This is a genomic window from Nocardiopsis sp. N85, from assembly GCF_028882275.1.
In the GTDB taxonomy this organism is placed as follows: Bacteria; Actinomycetota; Actinomycetes; order Streptosporangiales; family Streptosporangiaceae; genus Nocardiopsis; species Nocardiopsis lambiniae.
In genome coordinates this window covers 40422-58763 of record NZ_JARBUT010000008.1, presented here as the reverse complement: position 1 = coordinate 58763, position 18342 = coordinate 40422, and the positions used below count along the sequence as shown (strand labels likewise).

Annotated in this window: 13 protein-coding genes and 1 tRNA gene; 11 read left to right on the top strand and 3 right to left on the bottom strand. The window is 68.3% G+C overall.

Going from position 1 to position 18342, the window contains the following annotated elements; translation table 11 throughout:
- Positions 1-322: 322 nt before the first annotated feature.
- The gene (locus PWG71_RS13210) at positions 323-916 is read left to right on the top strand and encodes a TMEM165/GDT1 family protein (protein ID WP_274809993.1); all 594 of its coding nucleotides are present in this window, start codon (positions 323-325) and stop codon (positions 914-916) included.
- A gap of 12 nt (positions 917-928) precedes the next feature.
- On the opposite strand, the gene PWG71_RS13205 is transcribed toward PWG71_RS13210, so the two are convergent.
- Positions 929-1978, bottom strand: coding sequence for an adenosine deaminase (locus PWG71_RS13205; protein WP_274809992.1), 1050 nt, complete (start codon positions 1976-1978; stop codon positions 929-931).
- 265 nt (positions 1979-2243) lie between these two features.
- Positions 2244-3452 (bottom strand): pyridoxal phosphate-dependent aminotransferase, encoded by a 1209-nt coding sequence (locus PWG71_RS13200; RefSeq protein WP_274809991.1) that lies wholly within the window; start codon positions 3450-3452, stop codon positions 2244-2246.
- 223 nt (positions 3453-3675) lie between these two features.
- Between PWG71_RS13200 and PWG71_RS13195 the strand changes: the two genes are divergently transcribed.
- From PWG71_RS13195 to rplA, 5 genes are all read left to right on the top strand, one after another.
- A tRNA-Trp gene (locus PWG71_RS13195) sits at positions 3676-3748 on the top strand.
- Between the two features lie 99 nt (positions 3749-3847).
- Positions 3848-4102, top strand: a complete 255-nt coding sequence (gene secE, locus PWG71_RS13190; protein WP_274809990.1) for a preprotein translocase subunit SecE — start codon at positions 3848-3850, stop codon at positions 4100-4102.
- 250 nt (positions 4103-4352) lie between these two features.
- A complete protein-coding gene (gene nusG, locus PWG71_RS13185; RefSeq protein WP_274809989.1) occupies positions 4353-5159 on the top strand; it encodes a transcription termination/antitermination protein NusG in 807 nt (268 codons plus the stop codon).
- Between the two features lie 251 nt (positions 5160-5410).
- Entirely contained in the window at positions 5411-5839 is a 429-nt protein-coding gene (gene rplK, locus PWG71_RS13180) for a 50S ribosomal protein L11 (protein WP_220563411.1), read from the top strand.
- A 125-nt stretch (positions 5840-5964) separates the two neighbouring features.
- The gene (rplA, locus tag PWG71_RS13175) at positions 5965-6642 is read left to right on the top strand and encodes a 50S ribosomal protein L1 (protein ID WP_274809988.1); all 678 of its coding nucleotides are present in this window, start codon (positions 5965-5967) and stop codon (positions 6640-6642) included.
- Between the two features lie 110 nt (positions 6643-6752).
- Here the strand turns inward: rplA and PWG71_RS13170 are convergent, their stop codons facing one another.
- Positions 6753-7598 (bottom strand): hypothetical protein, encoded by an 846-nt coding sequence (locus PWG71_RS13170; RefSeq protein ID WP_274809987.1) that lies wholly within the window; start codon positions 7596-7598, stop codon positions 6753-6755.
- 457 nt (positions 7599-8055) lie between these two features.
- On the opposite strand from PWG71_RS13170, the gene rplJ reads away from it, so the two are divergent.
- The 5 genes from rplJ to PWG71_RS13145 all read left to right on the top strand — a co-directional run.
- On the top strand, positions 8056-8583 hold the full coding sequence (gene rplJ / locus PWG71_RS13165) for a 50S ribosomal protein L10 (protein ID WP_274809986.1): 528 nt from the start codon (positions 8056-8058) through the stop codon (positions 8581-8583).
- Positions 8584-8680: 97 nt separating this feature from the next.
- The gene (rplL, locus tag PWG71_RS13160) at positions 8681-9070 is read left to right on the top strand and encodes a 50S ribosomal protein L7/L12 (RefSeq protein ID WP_274809985.1); all 390 of its coding nucleotides are present in this window, start codon (positions 8681-8683) and stop codon (positions 9068-9070) included.
- 692 nt (positions 9071-9762) lie between these two features.
- A complete protein-coding gene (gene rpoB, locus PWG71_RS13155; protein WP_274809984.1) occupies positions 9763-13230 on the top strand; it encodes a DNA-directed RNA polymerase subunit beta in 3468 nt (1155 codons plus the stop codon).
- 34 nt (positions 13231-13264) lie between these two features.
- Positions 13265-17143: a DNA-directed RNA polymerase subunit beta' gene (locus tag PWG71_RS13150; RefSeq protein WP_274809983.1), complete on the top strand. Its 3879-nt coding sequence runs from the start codon at positions 13265-13267 to the stop codon at positions 17141-17143.
- Positions 17144-17261: 118 nt separating this feature from the next.
- A partial coding sequence (locus PWG71_RS13145; RefSeq protein ID WP_446725019.1) for a hypothetical protein occupies positions 17262-18342 on the top strand: 1081 nt, incomplete at its 3' end.

Here is an 18342-nt window from a genome sequence, read left to right as displayed (position 1 = left end):
CGAGTGCCCCTCATCGAATTCCAAAGTGAGGCCGGCCGAACATCCTTATTCGACCGGCCTTCAAGGTGAATTCGACGAATCCATGAATTGCGAATCCGAGTAAGTGTGCCCTAAAGTCGGACACGTCGAAGGGGAGTAGTCCCCGATCGCGTGGTCGACATGCTGGACCCCTCGCGGTCCCGGTCACGCGGGCCCGATCGCGCCCCTCCGAGGGTGTGCGGTCCAGGGCGGACGAGACCTTCGACCCGGTAGACACCACCGCCGGGTCGAAGAGACGTATCCGCCCTCTTCCGCCCACGACCGCCCTGAGGGAAGAACGCGTATGACGGCATTTCTCGTCGGCCTCGGATTCAGCGCGCTGGCCGTTTTCATCGCCGAAATGGGAGATAAGACCCAGCTCGTCGCCATGTCCCTGGCGACCCGTTACCGGGCGCTCACCGTCATCCTCGGCATCACCGCGGCCACGGCCGTCGTGCACATCGCCAGCGTTCTCGTCGCCGAGGTCCTCGGCGCGGCCCTGCCCACCGACTGGATCACCTTCGTGGCGGGCGTCGCCTTCCTGGTCTTCGGCGCCTGGACGCTGCGCGGCGACGAGATGACCGACAAGGACGAGGCGCGCGCCGCCTCCCGGCGGATCAAGTCGGTGTTCCTCACCGTCTTCACCGTCTTCTTCGTCGCCGAACTCGGCGACAAGACCATGCTGACCACCATCACCGTCGGCGCGCGGTACGACTGGCTGCCGGTGTGGATCGGCTCCACCGTCGGCATGGTCGCCGCCGACGCCATCGCCATCGCCCTCGGCGCGGTCCTGGGCAGGAAGCTCCCGGAGAAGGCCATCCGGATCGGCGCCGCGACACTGTTCTTCGTCGCCGGCACGGTGATGGTCGGCCAGGGCGCCTGGATGCTCCTGAACTGAGCCGGCTCCCCGTCAGCCCTCGACCGGCTCGGGCTCCGCGGCCAGCCAGACGTCCACGCCCGACAGCAGCTCCTTCTTGAGGGGGTCCGGCGCCCCCGAGCCCCGGATGGACATCCGTGCCAGCTCGGCCAGCTCCGGGTCGGTGAACCCGAACACCTCACGGGCGATCCGGTACTGCTCCACCAGACGCGGCCCGAACAACAGCGGGTCGTCGGTACCCAGCGCGATGGGCACCCCGGCGTCGAACAACCGCCGCAACGGCACGTGCGACAGCTCGTTGAACACCCCCAGGCCCACGTTGGAGGTCGGGCAGATCTCCAACGTCACCCCCTGGGTGGCGATCCGCTCCACCAGGTACGGGTCCTCGATCGCCCGCACCCCGTGCCCCACCCGGTCGGCCTCCAACTCGTCCAGGCACTCCCGGATGCTCAACGGCCCCTGGAGCTCTCCGCCGTGCGGGGTCGACAGCAGTCCGGCCCGACGGGCGATCCGGAAGGCGGCCTCGAACTCGCGGGCCCGGCCCCGGCGCTCGTCGTTGTTGAGACCGAACGACACCACTCCCTCGCCGGCGTACTGACGGGCCAGCCGGGCCAGCGCCCGGGCGTCCAGGGGGTGGCGGGTGCGGTTGGCGGCGACCATGATCCCGATCCCCACGCCCGTTTCGCGCTCCGCGACCCGGGCGGCGTCCAGGACCAGTTCCATGGTGGCGGTCAGCCCGTCGAAGAGCGCGGCGTACCCGCTGGGGTCCACCTGGATCTCCAGCCAGCCGGAACCGGCCGCCCGCTCGTCCTCGGCGGCCTCGCGCAGCAGCCGGTAGAGGTCCTCGGGCTCGCGCAGCACCGATCGGGCGATGTCGTAGAGGCGCTGGAAGCGGAACCAGCCGCGCTCGTCCGTCGCGCGCAGGCGCGGCGGCCACTCGGTCACCAGGGCCTGGGGCAGGTGCACGCCCCGCCGTTCGGCCAGTTCCACCAGTGTGGAGTGCCGCATCGACCCGGTGAAGTGCAGGTGCAGGTGGGCCTTGGGCAACCGGTCCAGTCGGCGACCGGTGATGGGTGTCCCCATCGGGTCCTCCCTTCGTCGTTCCACCCCGTGACGGGCACGGACGTCCTGATCCGGTCTCACGGTCGGGGCCGGTCCGGTCCCACCCCTTCCCCGACGGGGGCGGGGCGGTCCCACCCCTGTCGGAGGCGAGGGAGGGGTCACGACCCCAGAGTGCCGTATCGGTGGGCCCGGTGGTGTCCGATCATCGTATTTCGATGATGGTCCTGAACACACGACGGGGCGCGTCCGGAACCTCCCGGACGCGCCCCTCGTGGCCGGTCTCCCGCTACTTGGCCTCGGCCAGCAGCTTCTGGATGCGGCTGACGCCCTCGGCCAGGTCCTCGTCACCCAGCGCGTAGGACAGGCGCAGGTAACCCGGGGTGCCGAAGGCCTCGCCCGGGACCACCGCGACCTCGGCCTCTTCCAGGATCAGCTCGGCCAGCTCGGCGGAGTCCCGCGGACGGCGGCCGCGGATCTCCTTGCCCAGCACGCCCTTGACCGACGGGTAGGCGTAGAACGCGCCCTGCGGCTCGGGGCAGAGGACGCCGTCGATCTCGTTGAGCATCCGCACGATGGTCTTGCGGCGGCGGTCGAACGCCTTCTTCATCTCCTCGACGGCCGTCAGGTCGCCGGAGACCGCGGCGATCGCGGCGGCCTGGGACACGTTGGCGACGTTGGAGGTGGCGTGCGACTGAAGGTTGCTCGCGGCCTTGACGACGTCCTTCGGGCCGATGAGCCACCCCACGCGCCAACCGGTCATCGCGTACGTCTTGGCGACGCCGTTGACGATGACGGTGCGGTCGGCGATCTCGGGAACCTCGACCGGCAGCGAGGAGAACTCGGCGTCCCCGTAGACCAGGTGCTCGTAGATCTCGTCGGTGAGCACCCACAGGCCGTGCTCGTTCGCCCACTGCCCGATGGCGCGCACCTGCTCACGCGGGTACACGGCGCCGGTCGGGTTGGACGGGGAGACGAACAGCAGGACCTTGGTGCGCTCGGTGCGCGCCGCCTCCAGCTGTTCGACGTCCGCCAGGTAGCCGGTGGTCTCGTCCGTGACCACGTACACCGGCACACCGCCCGCGAGCTTGATCGACTCGGGGTAGGTGGTCCAGTACGGGGCGATGACGATGACCTCGTCGCCCGGGTCCAGCAGGGCGGCGAACGCCTCGTAGATGGCCTGCTTGCCGCCGTTGGTCACCAGGACCTGGGCGGGCTCGACCTGGTAGCCGGAGTCGCGGGCGGTCTTCTCGGCGATCGCCTTCTTCAGCTCGGGCAGGCCGCCGGCCGGGGTGTAGCGGTGGTACCTGGGCTCACCGGCGGCGGCGATGGCCGCCTCGACGATGTAGTCCGGAGTCGGGAAGTCCGGTTCCCCCGCGCCGAAGCCGATGACGGGACGGCCCTCCGCCTTCATGGCCTTGGCCTTGGCGTCCACGGCGAGGGTTGCGGACTCGGAGATGGCGCTGATGCGTGCAGAGACACGGGGTCGGTTGGTCATGCCTTCCATGGTGTCATGCGCGGATCGGCCCGTGGCGGGTGGGAAGGCTCACGTGATCCGGACGAAGTGCCTTTTCCGAGGGCGTGGAAGGGCGAAACGGTTTGGCTCCGCGGGGATGAACCCGTAGACTGCCTCGCGTCGGCCGGTCGTGGCCCAGGTGTTACGCACCGGCGGTGTGCGCACCCGTCACCGACCGGCTATGGTGGGAACGCGGTTTCCGCTTAGGGCAGTGGCTCAATTGGCAGAGCACCGGTCTCCAAAACCGGCGGTTGGGGGTTCGAGTCCCTCCTGCCCTGCACGACCGTTCGCGCGGCGTGGCGGCTCATCCGGTCGCCGCGTCGCGCGAACGGGCTCTCCTGCTACTCGGGGACACCCCGCGACCCTAAGGACCCCAGGTGACTCAGACTGACGCCGACGCCAAGCCCGACAGGGAGCCCGCGCGCCGTACCGGTCCGGTGACGTTCACCAAGCAGGTCGTCGGCGAGCTGCGCAAGGTCCGCTGGCCGACGCGTCGCGAACTGGTCACCTACACCATCGTGGTCCTGGTCTTCGTGATCATGGTCCTGTCCTACATCTCCCTCATCGACTGGGGTTTCGGCGAGGCCGTCACCTGGTTGTACGGCACCTTCGGCACCCCCGAGGGCTTCTAGACCGAACGTTCCGGGCGTCCCCGGAAGGGGTCACCGATCGCACAGGCCGCGTTCCGCACCACCGGGACGCGGCCTCGCCCGTGCGCGCGTTGGTCCCGCGTCGCGCCGGGAGAGCTTAAGCTGACATGACCGGGCCCGTTAACCGGGCGCCTTCGTGGTGTTCCGGTCCCGGCGCAGCGCATCGAGAACCGCTGGGCGGAACCGAGTGAGGGGCCGCGCAGCGCACCCGACGAGAGAAAGAGCAGCAGCCGTGTCCGAGTCCCCACCGACCAATGACGACTTCCACGAAGAGGAGCCGGGTCAGACGTCGGCGGAAACGACCGGCCTGGCGGGCGAGCCGTCCGAGGAGGCCGCGCAGGCCGACCTCGACGAAGCCGAGCCGACCGGCGATGACGAAGCCGAGTCGCCCGGTGACGCGGACGAGTCCGAGGAGGAGGCCGAGGAGGCCCCGCGCCCGGACCCCGTCGAGGAGTTCAAGAACGAGCTGTTCCTGCTGCCCGGCGACTGGTACGTCGTGCACACCTACGCCGGGTACGAGAAGCGGGTCAAGGCCAACGTCGAGAGCCGCACCCAGTCCCTCAACATGGAGGAGTACATCTTCCAGGTCGAGGTTCCCGAGCACCAGGTCACCGAGGTCAAGAGCGGTAAGCGCCAGCAGGTCACCGAGAAGGTCCTGCCCGGTTACGTGCTCGTCCGCATGGACCTCACCGACGAGTCCTGGTCGGCCATCCGCAACACCCCCGGCGTCACCGGGTTCGTCGGCCTATCCAACAAGCCGGCCCCGCTGAGCCTGACCGAGGTCGCCAAGCTCCTCGCCCCCGAGCCGGAGGAGGAGCCGGAGCAGGCCCAGAAGGCCAAGGCCGGCGGTATCGAGATCCGCTCCGACGTCGCCTACGAGGTCGGCGAGTCCGTCACGGTCATGGAGGGTCCGTTCGCGACCCTGCCGGCCACCGTGAGCGAGATCAACCCCGACACCCAGAAGCTCAAGGTGCTGGTGTCGATCTTCGGTCGCGAGACCCCGGTCGAGCTGTCGTTCAACCAGGTCGCCAAGATCTGATCCGGTGACCGCGCCCGGGTACTCGCCCGGGCGGCGTAGACTTGGTGGGTCCGCCTCGTGCGGACCCACTCGCGTGCCCTGCCTCCGGTGGGGCACGCCCGGCCCGCCCGGTCCCGGCGGGCCGTCGCCCGGCGCCTCGCGCGCCGGCGCCGTTCCTCCCATCGCGGTGGTTCCCACGGCCGTTCCCGGTCCCCTGGTACCCCGGGAGGACAGGGACCGGTACACAACGCAGATCAGGCAAAGGACCCGATATGCCTCCGAAGAAGAAACTGGCCGCACTCGTCAAGGTGCAGCTCCCCGCCGGTCAGGCCACCCCGGCTCCGCCCGTCGGTACCGCACTCGGTCCGCACGGCGTCAACATCATGGACTTCTGCAAGCAGTACAACGCTGCCACGGAGTCCCAGCGCGGCAACGTGATCCCGGTCGAGATCTCGATCTACGAGGACCGGTCCTTCACCTTCGTCACGAAGACGCCGCCGGCGCCGAAGCTGATCCTCAAGGCCGCCGGCCTGGACAAGGCCGCCACCGACCCGGGTCGCAGCACGGCCGGTTCCATCACCGCCGAGCAGGTCCGCGAGATCGCGCAGACCAAGCTGCCCGACCTCAACACCGACGACATCGAGGCCGCGGCCAAGATCGTCGCCGGCACCGCCCGCTCGATGGGCATCGAGGTCAAGTAGCCCCTCACCGTGCGCCGACCCCTCCGGGTCGGGGCGAGGGCCGCTCGACAGCTCAGAGCAGAACCGAAAACGTGGCAGGGCCCGGCGCTGGCCCACAGACCACACGTTCCCTTGAGGAGAACAGCGTGAAGCGCAGCAAGAACCACCGCAAAGCCAGCGAGCTGGTGGACCGCGAGAAGCTCTACAGCCCGGCCGAGGCCGTGAAGCTGGCCAAGGAGACCTCCAACACCAAGTTCGACGCGACCGTCGAGGTCGCCATGCGCCTGGGCGTCGACCCGCGCAAGGCCGACCAGATGGTCCGCGGCACCGTGAACCTGCCGAACGGCACCGGTAAGACCGCCCGGGTCCTGGTCTTCGCCACCGGTGAGCGTGCCGAGCAGGCTCTCGCCGCCGGCGCCGACATCATCGGCGACGACGAGATGATCGAGAAGGTCGCCAAGGGCTTCACCGACTTCGACGCCGTCGTCGCCACCCCGGACCTCATGGGCAAGGTCGGTCGTCTCGGCCGCGTCCTGGGTCCGCGCGGCCTGATGCCGAACCCCAAGACGGGCACGGTCACCCCCGACGTGGCCAAGGCCGTCACCGACATCAAGGGCGGCAAGATCGAGTTCCGCGTGGACCGCCACGCGAACCTGCACTTCATCATCGGCAAGGCCTCCTTCACCGAGGAGCAGCTCCTGGAGAACTTCCAGGCCGCCATCGACGAGGTGACCCGTCTCAAGCCGTCCGCCGCCAAGGGCCGCTACATCAAGAAGGCCGTGGTCAGCACGTCCATGGGCCCGAGCATCCCGCTCGACGCCTGACGGTCCTCCTGACGCGAACGGCCCCCGGATCCTGGCGGATCCGGGGGCCGTCGTCGTGTTCGGGGCCGTGAGGGCCCGCCGGGCACCCCTCGGGGAGGGGCCCCGGGCGACTACAGGTCGCTGATCTGGTCCTCGGCCGGGATCTCGAACGAGGTGGTGCCGATGGAGGAGAACTCCAGCTCCATGTCCATCTCGTCGTCCGCCAGGTGCATGCGCATCGGGAAGCCGTCCTCGGCGATCCAGATGGAGACGTCGACGGCCCCCGCCAGGTCACCGCCGAGGAAGTCCAGGACGGCGCTCTTGGACTCGGCGTCCATGGCGTCGACGTCCTCCTGGGTCAGGGTGCCCTCGACCACGGTGGTGGCGACGCCGTCGACGTCCTCGGATCCGGTCTCCTCGATCTGGTCGACCTCGGCGAAGGCCCCCACCATGTCGGGGAAGGTGGACAGGTCGAACAGGTCCTCGGGGGCGAGCTGCCCGGCGTCGTCCAGGCCGCGGGCCCACGGGGTGTCGACATCCTGGAGACCGTTGTGGTTGGAGATCAGGCTCTCGCCCTCGGGCGGCAGGATGATGATGGTGGTGCCCAGCTCCTCCGCGCTGAGGTCCGGGGCGGCACCGCCGAGGGCCGCCAGCTCGGCCAGCACCTCGCCGATGGACGGCATCACCATGGTGACCTGGGTGGCCTGCGGGTCGTCCATGATCTCGTAGGTCATGTCGACCTCGATCTCACCGAGGTCGGGGTCGGGCATCGCCATGGAGATGTCGAGGGTGTAGTTCGTGACCTCGGCGGTGCTCTCGCCCAGGTTGCTCAGCAGGTCGAAGAGGCCACCGCCCTTCTCCTCTTCGGCGGCCTCGGCGACCTCGGCGACCTCCTCGGGGGCCTCTTCGGAGCCGCAGGCGGTGAGGGACAGGGCCAGGACCCCGGCGCTGAACAGGGCCGGGACGCGGGTCTTCACGGTGCTTGTTCTACTTTCTTTCAAGGGGGACGAGCACCAGGGAGCGGGGTGTGCTCGATCTCGGGGATGGTCTCACGAAAAGCGGACATTCCCGACTTTTTAAACAGCCACCCCTGGGATGGGGCCGAACCCCGGATGGTTCCCCGTCCGGGTGGGTGAGCGCCGTCACCGGGGGATGCGCCGGGCAGGGTTAGAGCGGCCCGTGACTCGGGTATGATGGTGTCTTGCCGAAGACCGCTGGTCGTCACCCGAACGGGTGACCTAAGGATCCATCCACGATGGGCGCCCGCGCAGGTGTCACAAGAGCTTTCCCGTACCGCTCCATCGCGCCCCGCGCGCTCGGAGTCGGATACGCGGACCTGCCCCGTGCGCCTGGCGCATCGGGGCTTTTCTCGTGCTGACGCCCTTTGTGCGGGTCCTTGGGAATCAACCGGCGTTCAATGTTGGAAGGAGTCCCATGGCGAGGCCGGACAAGGCAGCCGCGGTCGCCGCGCTCTCGGAGGAGTTCCGTGAGTCCAGCGGTGCCGTGCTGACCGAATACCGGGGGCTCACTGTGGCTCAGCTCACCGAGCTGCGCCGTAGCCTCGGCCAGAACGCGCGTTTCTCCATCGTGAAGAACACGCTGACCAAGTTGGCGCTCAAGGAGGCCGGTGTCGAGGCGCAGATCGATGATCTGCTCGTCGGCCCGTCCGCCGTCGCCTTCGTCCACGGTGACGTGGTCGAGGCCGCCAAGGGTCTGCGCGACTTCGCCAAGGCGAACTCGCCGCTGGTGATCAAGGGCGGCATCATCGACGGTAAGTCGATGACCGCCGAGGACGTCACCAAGCTGGCCGATCTGGAGTCCCGAGAGGTTCTCCTCTCGAAGCTTGCCGGCGTGCTCAAGGCCAAGCAGGGCCAGGCCGCCGCCGTCTTCCAGGCGCTGCCCTCCAAGACCGTGCGTCTCGCACAGGCCTTGGCGGACAAGCGTTCCGAGGAAGCCGCTTAAACCTTGTGAACCACGGCGGGTGCCGACGGCGCCCGGCCATTGGCTCGCACGCGCAGCCCACAGGCGCGCGTGTTCGTAAAGAAAGAGAGATCGCATCATGGCGAAGCTCAACAACGAGGACCTGCTTGCCGCGTTCGAGGAGATGACCCTCCTCGAACTGTCCGAGTTCGTGAAGCTCTTCGAGGACAAGTTCGACGTCACCGCCGCCGCTCCGGCCGCCGTCGTCGCCGCCGCCCCGGGTGCCGGTGGCGGCGCCGCCGCCGAGGAGGAGGAGAAGGACGAGTTCGACGTCGTCCTGGAGGCCGCCGGCGACAAGAAGATCCAGGTCATCAAGGAGGTCCGCGGCCTCACGAGCCTGGGCCTCAAGGAGGCCAAGGACCTCGTCGACAACGCTCCGAAGGCGCTGCTCGAAGGCGTCAACAAGGAGACCGCGGAGAAGGCCAAGGCCGCTCTCGAAGGCGCCGGCGCCACCGTCACCCTCAAGTAGTCCTCAGGCGGGTCCCTGAGGCCCGTCGACTGCGCTCGCGGCCGTCCGCTCCCTTCGGGGGAGGGGCGGCCGCTTTCGTGTCCCCAGGGGCCGGTGGGGGCCGAAAGGCCCGGTGGGAGGCCCCTCGGCCCCGTCGTGGCTTTTCCCTGATCGGCCCCGTGTCCGACACCGATCACGCCGGGACGTGTGCGAAGCTTGTGCGGGCTCGGGGGCGGACCGTTCGGAGGTCGGGGCCGCGGATGCGGATCGTCCCCGGAACACGGTAATCTCCGGTGCCGGGAATCTTGAGCGGCTCGGGGGCGAGTGTTTACCCGCCCGCCCCGGGGGAATCCTTCCGGATGTCCGATGGCTCACAAACCCCCCAGGGGCCAGGGCGAGAGCGCAGTCCACCGGACGGATCGCCCCCGCGTAGGGGTTGACGGATCGCCTTCCACAGGTGATCCTGCCGGTGTCGTGAGTTGCGCTGTGGACCATGAGTGGACAGCGGTGTGGTGTTCGGCTACACTGCTCTTTTGCGCTGCCCTTTGGTGATCCCTGTGCCGGTGACCGGCTGCCGACCAGCCCGTTTCGTCTGGACAAGGCACCCGTTCCCGCTCGATGTGACCGTCTCAACCGCGTTGCGGCGGTCCTTCTCGTGACGGATCGTCTGGCGTGCGCGCTTCAACCGCCACAAGCCTTCGGAAGGACCCCTGTTGGCAGCCTCGCGCAACGCCTCCGCTAACGCCCTTGGTCCGCACCGCGTTTCCTTCGCCCGTATCCAGGAACCCCTTGAGGTTCCGAACCTGCTTGCCCTGCAGACCGAGTCGTTCGACTGGCTGCTGGGCAACGACAAGTGGAAGGCCCGGGTCGACGCGGCCCGGAACGCTGGCCGCAAGGACGTTACGGAGCAGTCCGGTCTCGAAGAGATCTTCGAGGAGATCAGCCCGATCGAGGACTTCTCGGGCACGATGTCCCTGTCGTTCCGTGACCACCGCTTCGAGCCGCCCAAGAACACGGTCGACGAATGCAAGGAGCGGGACGCCACCTACTCCGCGCCGATGTTCGTCACCGCGGAGTTCATCAACAACGACACGGGTGAGATCAAGAGCCAGACGGTCTTCATGGGCGACTTCCCGCTCATGACCGACAAGGGCACCTTCATCATCAACGGCACCGAGCGTGTCGTGGTGTCCCAGCTGGTCCGCTCCCCGGGTGTCTACTTCGACAGGTCCGTCGACAAGACCACGGACAAGGACCTGTTCGGCTGCAAGGTCATCCCGTCCCGCGGCGCCTGGCTGGAGTTCGAGGTCGACAAGCGCGACTTCGTCGGCGTCCGCATCGACCGCAAGCGCAAGCAGGGCGTCACCGTCCTGCTCAAGGCGCTGGGCTGGACCACCGACCAGATCCTGGAGCGGTTCGGTCAGTACGAGTCCATCCGCAACACGCTGGAGAAGGACCCCACCGCCGGCACCGACGACGCGCTGCTGGACATCTACCGCAAGCTGCGTCCGGGAGAGCCGCCCACGAAGGAGTCGGCCCAGGCGCTGTTGGAGAACCTCTACTTCAACCCCAAGCGCTACGACCTGGCCAAGGTCGGCCGCTACAAGATCAACAAGAAGCTCGGTCTGGAGACCGACTACACGCAGGGCACGCTGACCGAAGAGGACATCGTCGCCACCATCGAGTACCTCGTCCGCCTGCACGCGGGTGAGAAGGAGAGGGACACCCCGCTCGGTGTCCTGCCGATCGAGGTCGACGACATCGACCACTTCGGCAACCGCCGCCTGCGCACCGTCGGCGAGCTCATCCAGAACCAGGTCCGCCTGGGCCTGGCCCGCATGGAGCGCGTCGTCCGCGAGCGGATGACCACTCAGGACGTCGAGGCGATCACGCCCCAGACCCTGATCAACATCCGTCCCGTCGTCGCCTCCATCAAGGAGTTCTTCGGCACCTCGCAGCTGTCCCAGTTCATGGACCAGACCAACCCGCTGGCGGGCCTGACCCACAAGCGCCGTCTCTCGGCGCTGGGTCCGGGCGGTCTCTCCCGTGAGCGCGCCGGCTTCGAGGTCCGCGACGTGCACCCCTCCCACTACGGCCGCATGTGCCCGATCGAGACCCCCGAGGGTCCCAACATCGGTCTCATCGGTTCGCTGGCCGCGTACGGTCGGGTCAACCCGTTCGGCTTCGTGGAGACCCCGTACCGCAAGGTCGTCGACGGTCGCATCACCGACCAGGTCGACTACCTCACCGCGGACGAGGAGGACCGGTACATCATCGCGCAGGCCAACACGCCGATGAACCCGGACGGCACGTTCGCCGACGACCGCGTGCTGGTCCGCCGTAAGGGCGGGGAGTTCGAGCAGGTCGGCACCGACGACGTCGACTACATGGACGTGTCGCCGCGCCAGATGGTGTCGGTCGCCACCGCCATGATCCCGTTCCTGGAGCACGACGACGCCAACCGCGCGCTCATGGGCTCCAACATGCAGCGTCAGGCCGTGCCGCTGCTGCGCGCCGAGGCCCCGTTCGTCGGTACCGGCATGGAGTACCGCGCCGCCACCGACGCCGGTGACGTCGTGCTCGCCGAGAAGGCCGGTGTCGTCGAGGACATCACCGCCGACTACGTCACCGTCATGGCCGACGACGGCACGCGCAAGACCTACCGTCTGCACAAGTTCCAGCGCTCCAACCAGGGCACCTGCTTCAACCAGCGACCCATCGTCACCGAGGGCCAGCGGGTCGAGGCGCGCCAGGTCCTGGCCGACGGCCCGTCCACCGACCAGGGTGAGATGTCGCTGGGCAAGAACCTCCTCGTGGCCTACATGTCGTGGGAGGGCCACAACTACGAGGACGCCATCATCCTCTCCCAGCGCCTGGTGCAGGACGACGTCCTCTCCTCGATCCACATCGAGGAGCACGAGGTCGACGCCCGTGACACCAAGCTGGGCCCGGAGGAGATCACCCGGGAGATCCCCAACGTCAGCGAAGAGGTCCTCGCCGACCTCGACGACCGGGGCATCATCCGCATCGGCGCCGAGGTCGTCGACGGCGACATCCTCGTCGGCAAGGTCACGCCCAAGGGCGAGACCGAGCTGACCCCGGAGGAGCGTCTGCTGCGCGCCATCTTCGGTGAGAAGGCCCGCGAGGTCCGCGATACCTCCCTGAAGGTGCCGCACGGCGAGTCCGGCAAGGTCATCGGCGTCAAGGTGTTCAGCCGTGAGGAGGGCGACGAGCTCGCCCCCGGCGTGAACGAGATGGTCCGCGTCTACGTGGCCCAGAAGCGCAAGATCACCGACGGCGACAAGCTCGCCGGCCGTCACGGCAACAAGGGCGTCATCTCCAAGATCCTCCCGCAGGAGGACATGCCGTTCCTGGAGGACGGCACGCCCGTCGACATCATCCTCAACCCGCTGGGCGTCCCCGGCCGTATGAACGTCGGCCAGGTCCTGGAGGTCCACCTCGGTTGGCTGGCCAAGAACGGCTGGCTGGTCGAAGGGGTCGAGGAGGAGTGGCAGCAGGCGCTCGCCGCCATCGGCGCCACCGACGTGCCGCCCGACTCCAAGGTCGCAACGCCGGTCTTCGACGGCCTGCACGGTGACGAGCTCAGCGGTCTCATCAAGTCGGTCCGCCCGAACAAGGACGGCAACCCCCTCATCAACGAGGACGGTAAGGCCCGCCTGTACGACGGCCGCACCGGTGAGCCCTTCGCCGAGCCGATCTCCGTCGGCTACAAGTACATCCTGAAGCTCCACCACCTCGTGGACGACAAGATCCACGCGCGTTCCACCGGCCCGTACTCCATGATCACCCAGCAGCCGCTGGGCGGTAAGGCGCAGTTCGGCGGTCAGCGCTTCGGTGAGATGGAGGTCTGGGCGCTGGAGGCCTACGGCGCCGCCTACGCCCTCCAGGAGCTGCTCACCATCAAGTCCGACGACGTGGTGGGCCGGGTCAAGGTCTACGAGGCCATCGTCAAGGGCGAGAACATCCCCGAACCGGGCATCCCTGAGTCCTTCAAGGTGCTCATCAAGGAGATGCAGTCGCTCTGTCTGAACGTGGAGGTGCTGTCCAGTGACGGTATGTCCATCGAGATGCGGGACAGCGACGAGGACGTCTTCCGCGCGGCGGAAGAACTGGGAATCGACCTGGGTCGGCGTGAGCCGAGCAGTGTCGAAGAAGTCTAACTTCCGCATTCTTCGAGAGCAGGGGACGAATTAAGTGCTCGACGTCAACTTCTTCGACGAGCTGCGCATCGGTCTCGCCACGGCCGACGACATCCGCCAGTGGTCGCACGGCGAGGTCAAGAAGCCCGAAACCATCAACTACCGCACCCTCAAGCCCGAGAAGGACGGCCTCTTCTGCGAGAAGATCTTCGGCCCGACCCGGGACTGGGAGTGCTACTGCGGCAAGTACAAGCGCGTCCGCTTCAAGGGCATCATCTGTGAGCGCTGCGGCGTCGAGGTGACCCGCGCCAAGGTGCGCCGTGAGCGGATGGGCCACATCGAACTGGCCGCGCCCGTCACGCACATCTGGTACTTCAAGGGCGTGCCCTCCCGCCTGGGCTACCTGCTGGACCTGGCGCCGAAGGATCTCGAAAAGATCATCTACTTCGCCGCCTACATGGTCACGTGGGTGGACACCGAGGCCCGCGAGCGCGACCTCCAGTCCCTGGAAGCGCGGATCGCGGTCGAGAAGCAGCACATGGAGCAGCGCCGCGACTCCACCATCGAGGAGCGGCACCGCAAGCTCGAAGCCGACCTGGCCGAGCTTGAGGAGCAGGGCGCCAAGGGCGACGCGCGCCGCAAGGTGCGCGAGGGCGCCGAGCGCGAGATGCGCCAGCTGCGCGACCGCGCCCAGCGCGAGATCGACCGCCTCGACGAGGTCTGGAACCGGTTCAAGAACCTCAAGGTCCAGGACCTTGAGGGCGACGAGATGCTCTACCGCGAGATGCGGGACCGCTTCGGGAAGTACTTCCGCGGCGGCATGGGCGCCCAGGCCATCCAGGACCGGCTCGCCAACTTCGAGCTGGACGTGGAGGCCGAGAGGCTCCGGGAGATCATCCGCACGGGCAAGGGCCAGAAGAAGGCCCGCGCCCTCAAGCGGCTCAAGGTCGTCTCGGCGTTCCTCAACACCACCAACAGCCCCATGGGCATGGTGCTGGACTGCATCCCGGTCATCCCGCCGGACCTGCGTCCGATGGTGCAGCTGGACGGTGGCCGCTTCGCGACCTCCGACCTCAACGACCTGTACCGCCGTGTCATCAACCGGAACAACCGCCTCAAGCGGCTGCTCGACCTCGGCGCGCCCGAGATCATCGTCAACAACGAGAAGCGGATGCTCCAGGAGGCCGTCGACGCACTGTTCGACAACGGCCGCCGCGGCCGTCCCGTCACCGGGCCCGGCAACCGCCCGCTGAAGTCGCTGTCCGACATGCTCAAGGGCAAGCAGGGTCGTTTCCGCCAGAACCTGCTCGGTAAGCGAGTCGACTACTCCGGCCGTTCGGTCATCGTCGTCGGCCCGCAGCTGAAGCTGCACCAGTGCGGTCTGCCCAAGCAGATGGCCCTGGAGCTGTTCAAGCCGTTCGTGATGAAGCGCCTGGTCGACCTGAACCACGCGCAGAACATCAAGAGCGCCAAGCGCATGGTGGAGCGGTCCCGCGCCGTGGTGTGGGACGTCCTCGAAGAGGTCATCACCGAGCACCCGGTTCTGCTCAACCGCGCCCCGACGCTGCACCGCCTGGGCATCCAGGCCTTCGAGCCGCAGCTCGTCGAGGGCAAGGCCATCCAGATCCACCCGCTCGTGTGCACCGCGTTCAACGCGGACTTCGACGGTGACCAGATGGCCGTGCACCTGCCGTTGTCCGCCGAGGCCCAGGCCGAGGCGCGGCTGCTGATGCTCGCCACCAACAACATCCTCAAGCCGTCCGACGGCAAGCCCGTGACCATGCCCACCCAGGACATGATCATCGGCCTGTACTACCTGACGACGGAGCGGGCGGGGGCCGCCGGCGAAGGCCGCGCGTTCCGCGGTCCGGCCGAGGCGATCATGGCCTACGACCTGGGCGACCTCGACCTTCAGGCGAAGATCCGCCTGCGCATCGAGGACGGCGCCCCGGCTCCCAAGGACTGGACGCCGCCGGAGGACTGGAAGCCGGGCGAGGCGTACACCCTGGAGACCACTCTGGGTCGGTACCTCTTCAACGAGACCACCCCGGTCGACTACCCGTACATCAACTACCAGGTCGGCAAGAAGCAGATCTCGGTGCTGGTCAACGACCTCGCCGAGAACTACCCCAAGGTGCAGGTCGCCACGACCCTGGACGCCCTCAAGGACGCCGGTTACCGCTGGGCCACCCGGTCCGGCCTGACCATCGGCATCGAGGACGTCGTCGCGCCTCCGCGCAAGGCGGAGATCCTCGCGGGCTACGACCGCAAGGCGGACAAGATCCAGCGCGAGTACGAGCGTGGTCTGATCACCGACGACGAGCGTCGCAACGAGCTCACCGAGGTGTGGACCCAGGCCACGGCCGAGGTCGCCAGGGACATGGAGGACAACTTCCCCGCCGACAACCCGGTGTGGATGATGGTCCAGTCCGGCGCCCGAGGCAACCCGATGCAGGTGCGTCAGATCGCGGGTATCCGTGGTCTGGTCTCCAACACCAAGGGTGAGACGATCCCGCGTCCGATCAAGTCCTCCTACCGTGAGGGCCTGTCCGTGCTGGAGTACTTCATCTCCACCCACGGTCAGCGCAAGGGTCTGGCCGACACCGCGCTGCGGACCGCCGACTCGGGTTACCTGACCCGTCGTCTGGTGGACGTCGCCCAGGACGTCATCGTCCGCGAGATCGACTGCGGTACCGACCGTTCGCTGTGGCACGAGATCGGTGAGAAGAACGCCGCCGGCGTCATCGTGCGCAAGCACAACGTCGAGAACACCGGTTTCGGCCGCACCCTCGCCGAGGACGTCGCCGACGCCAACGGCGACCCGGTGCTCCAGGCGCTCTCCGACACCTCCGAGCAGAACATCGACAAGCTCATCGCCGCCGGGATCACCCGGGTGCGCATCCGCTCGTCGCTGACCTGTGAGGCGAAGATCGGCGTCTGCACCACCTGCTACGGCCGCTCCATGGCGACCGGCAAGCCGGTGGACGTCGGTGAGGCGATCGGTATCATCGCGGCCCAGTCCATCGGTGAGCCCGGTACCCAGCTGACCATGCGGACCTTCCACATGGGTGGTTCGGCCGGTCAGGACATCACCCACGGTCTGCCCCGTGTCCAGGAGCTCTTCGAGGCCCGCATCCCCAAGGGTGTGGCCCCGATCTCCGAGGTCGAGGGTCGGATCCGGATCGACGACACCGAGAAGAGCCGCAAGATCGTCGTCATCCCCGACGACGGCACGGACGAGATCGCCTACCCGGTCCCGATGCGCGCCCAGCTCCTCATCAGCGAGGGAGACCACGTCAAGGTCGGCGAGCAGCTGATCCAGGGCGCGATCAACCCGCACGAGGTCCTGCGCATCCAGGGTCCGCGCGCGGTGCAGCAGCACCTGGTGTCCGAGGTCCAGGAGGTGTACAAGTCGCAGGGTGTGTCCATCCACGACAAGCACATCGAGATCATCGTCCGCCAGATGCTCAAGCGGGTGAACATCCTGGAGTCGGGTGACACCGAGCTGCTGCCCGGTGAGATGGTCGAGCGGCCGAAGTTCGAGCGGATCAACCGCCGCGTCGTGTCCGAGGGCGGTCAGCCCGCGGCCGGTCGTCCGGTGCTGCTCGGTATCACCAAGGCGTCGCTCGCCACCGAGTCCTGGCTGTCGGCGGCCTCCTTCCAGGAGACCACCCGGGTGCTCACCGAGAACGCGATCCACGGCAAGAGCGACCCGCTGCTCGGCCTCAAGGAGAACGTCATCATCGGTAAGCTCATCCCGGCCGGTACGGGCATTCCGCAGTACCGCAACATCCGGGTGGAGCCGACCGAGGAGGCCAAGGCCTCGATGTACTCGGTCTCCGGTTACGAGGAGCCGAGCGAGTACACCTTCGGGCAGGGCTCGGGAGAAGCCGTGCCGCTGGAGGAGTACGACTTCGGTCCGTACAACCGGTAGCTGAGGTGAACTGACGGCGGCGGTCCGCCTCCCCTGCGGGGGTGGTGCCGCCGCCGTTCGGCGTAAGGGGTCCGTACGCGGACCGGGGAGAGGGCGCCACGGCGCCGGCGGGAGAGGCATGACTGATAACGGGGGCGGACGGGATTCCGGCGGTGACGCTTCGTGGTTCAGGCCCAGTGAGGACCGCCACCTGCGGCAGTCGGAGTACGAGGACCCGCTCGAAGGTCCGGAGCAAGAGGAGACGGTCTTCCCGGACAGCGGGGGGTACGCGGGCCTGAGTTCGTCGCGCCCCGCGCTGGTGGACCCGTACCCGGAGGCCCTGGGCGGGCCTCCCGTCGAACCGCCCAACCCGCTGTCCTACCCGGGTGCCGGCGACGCGGCCTACCGGCCGCTCACCCGCATCCCCGGAGAGCGGGACGAACCGCGGACCCGGGAGATCCCGGCCCTGCGCCCGGATGACGAACCCCTGTGGACCGGATCGGATCACTCCGAGGCCGGCCGTGAAGACCCGCGTGACGGTGTTCCCGCCTCTTCCGTCAGCGATTCCCCGTGGACCTCGGACATCTCCTCCTCCACCGCCGGCGAACGTGTCGGTCTCGGTGGCGATGACGTTCCTCCTCGCTCGGATCCGGCCTGGGGCTCGGACCCGTCGGACCTCGCTTCCGGGTGGGGCGCCGATGAGACCTCCCCGAGGGCGGACGCCGACCCCGACCCCGACGCCTCCGGTGCCGCTGTGGCCGCCGAGCCCTGGGACACGGGTGAGGCGCCGTACGGCGGTGAGCGCGGTGCCCACGGTGCCTTCCCCGGTGCCGTCGACTCTCCGTGGACCTCGGAGCCGCCGGCCCTCGCCGACGAACACGACGGTCCCGGTATCGAGCGGGCCTGGGACACGGCCGCTCCCGCGGCCGGCGGCTGGGAGGCCGATGCCGAGCCGCGCCCCATCGTCGGCGACGCACCGTGGGAGTCAGAACGGTCCGCCCGCCTCGACGAGCGTGGCGGGTCGGGCGTCGAGGACGCTCCCACCTCCGGGTGGGGTGCCGAGAGCACCTCCTCGCGCGCCGACGCGGCCTGGGACACCGGTGTCGATCCGCGTCCCGCCGGTGAGCCGGCCCGGGACGCGGACGTGGCCGGTGGGTACGGCGATCCGCTTCGTTCCGGTGAGGGTGACGGTTCCGGTGTTCCGGTTCGGGACGCGGGGG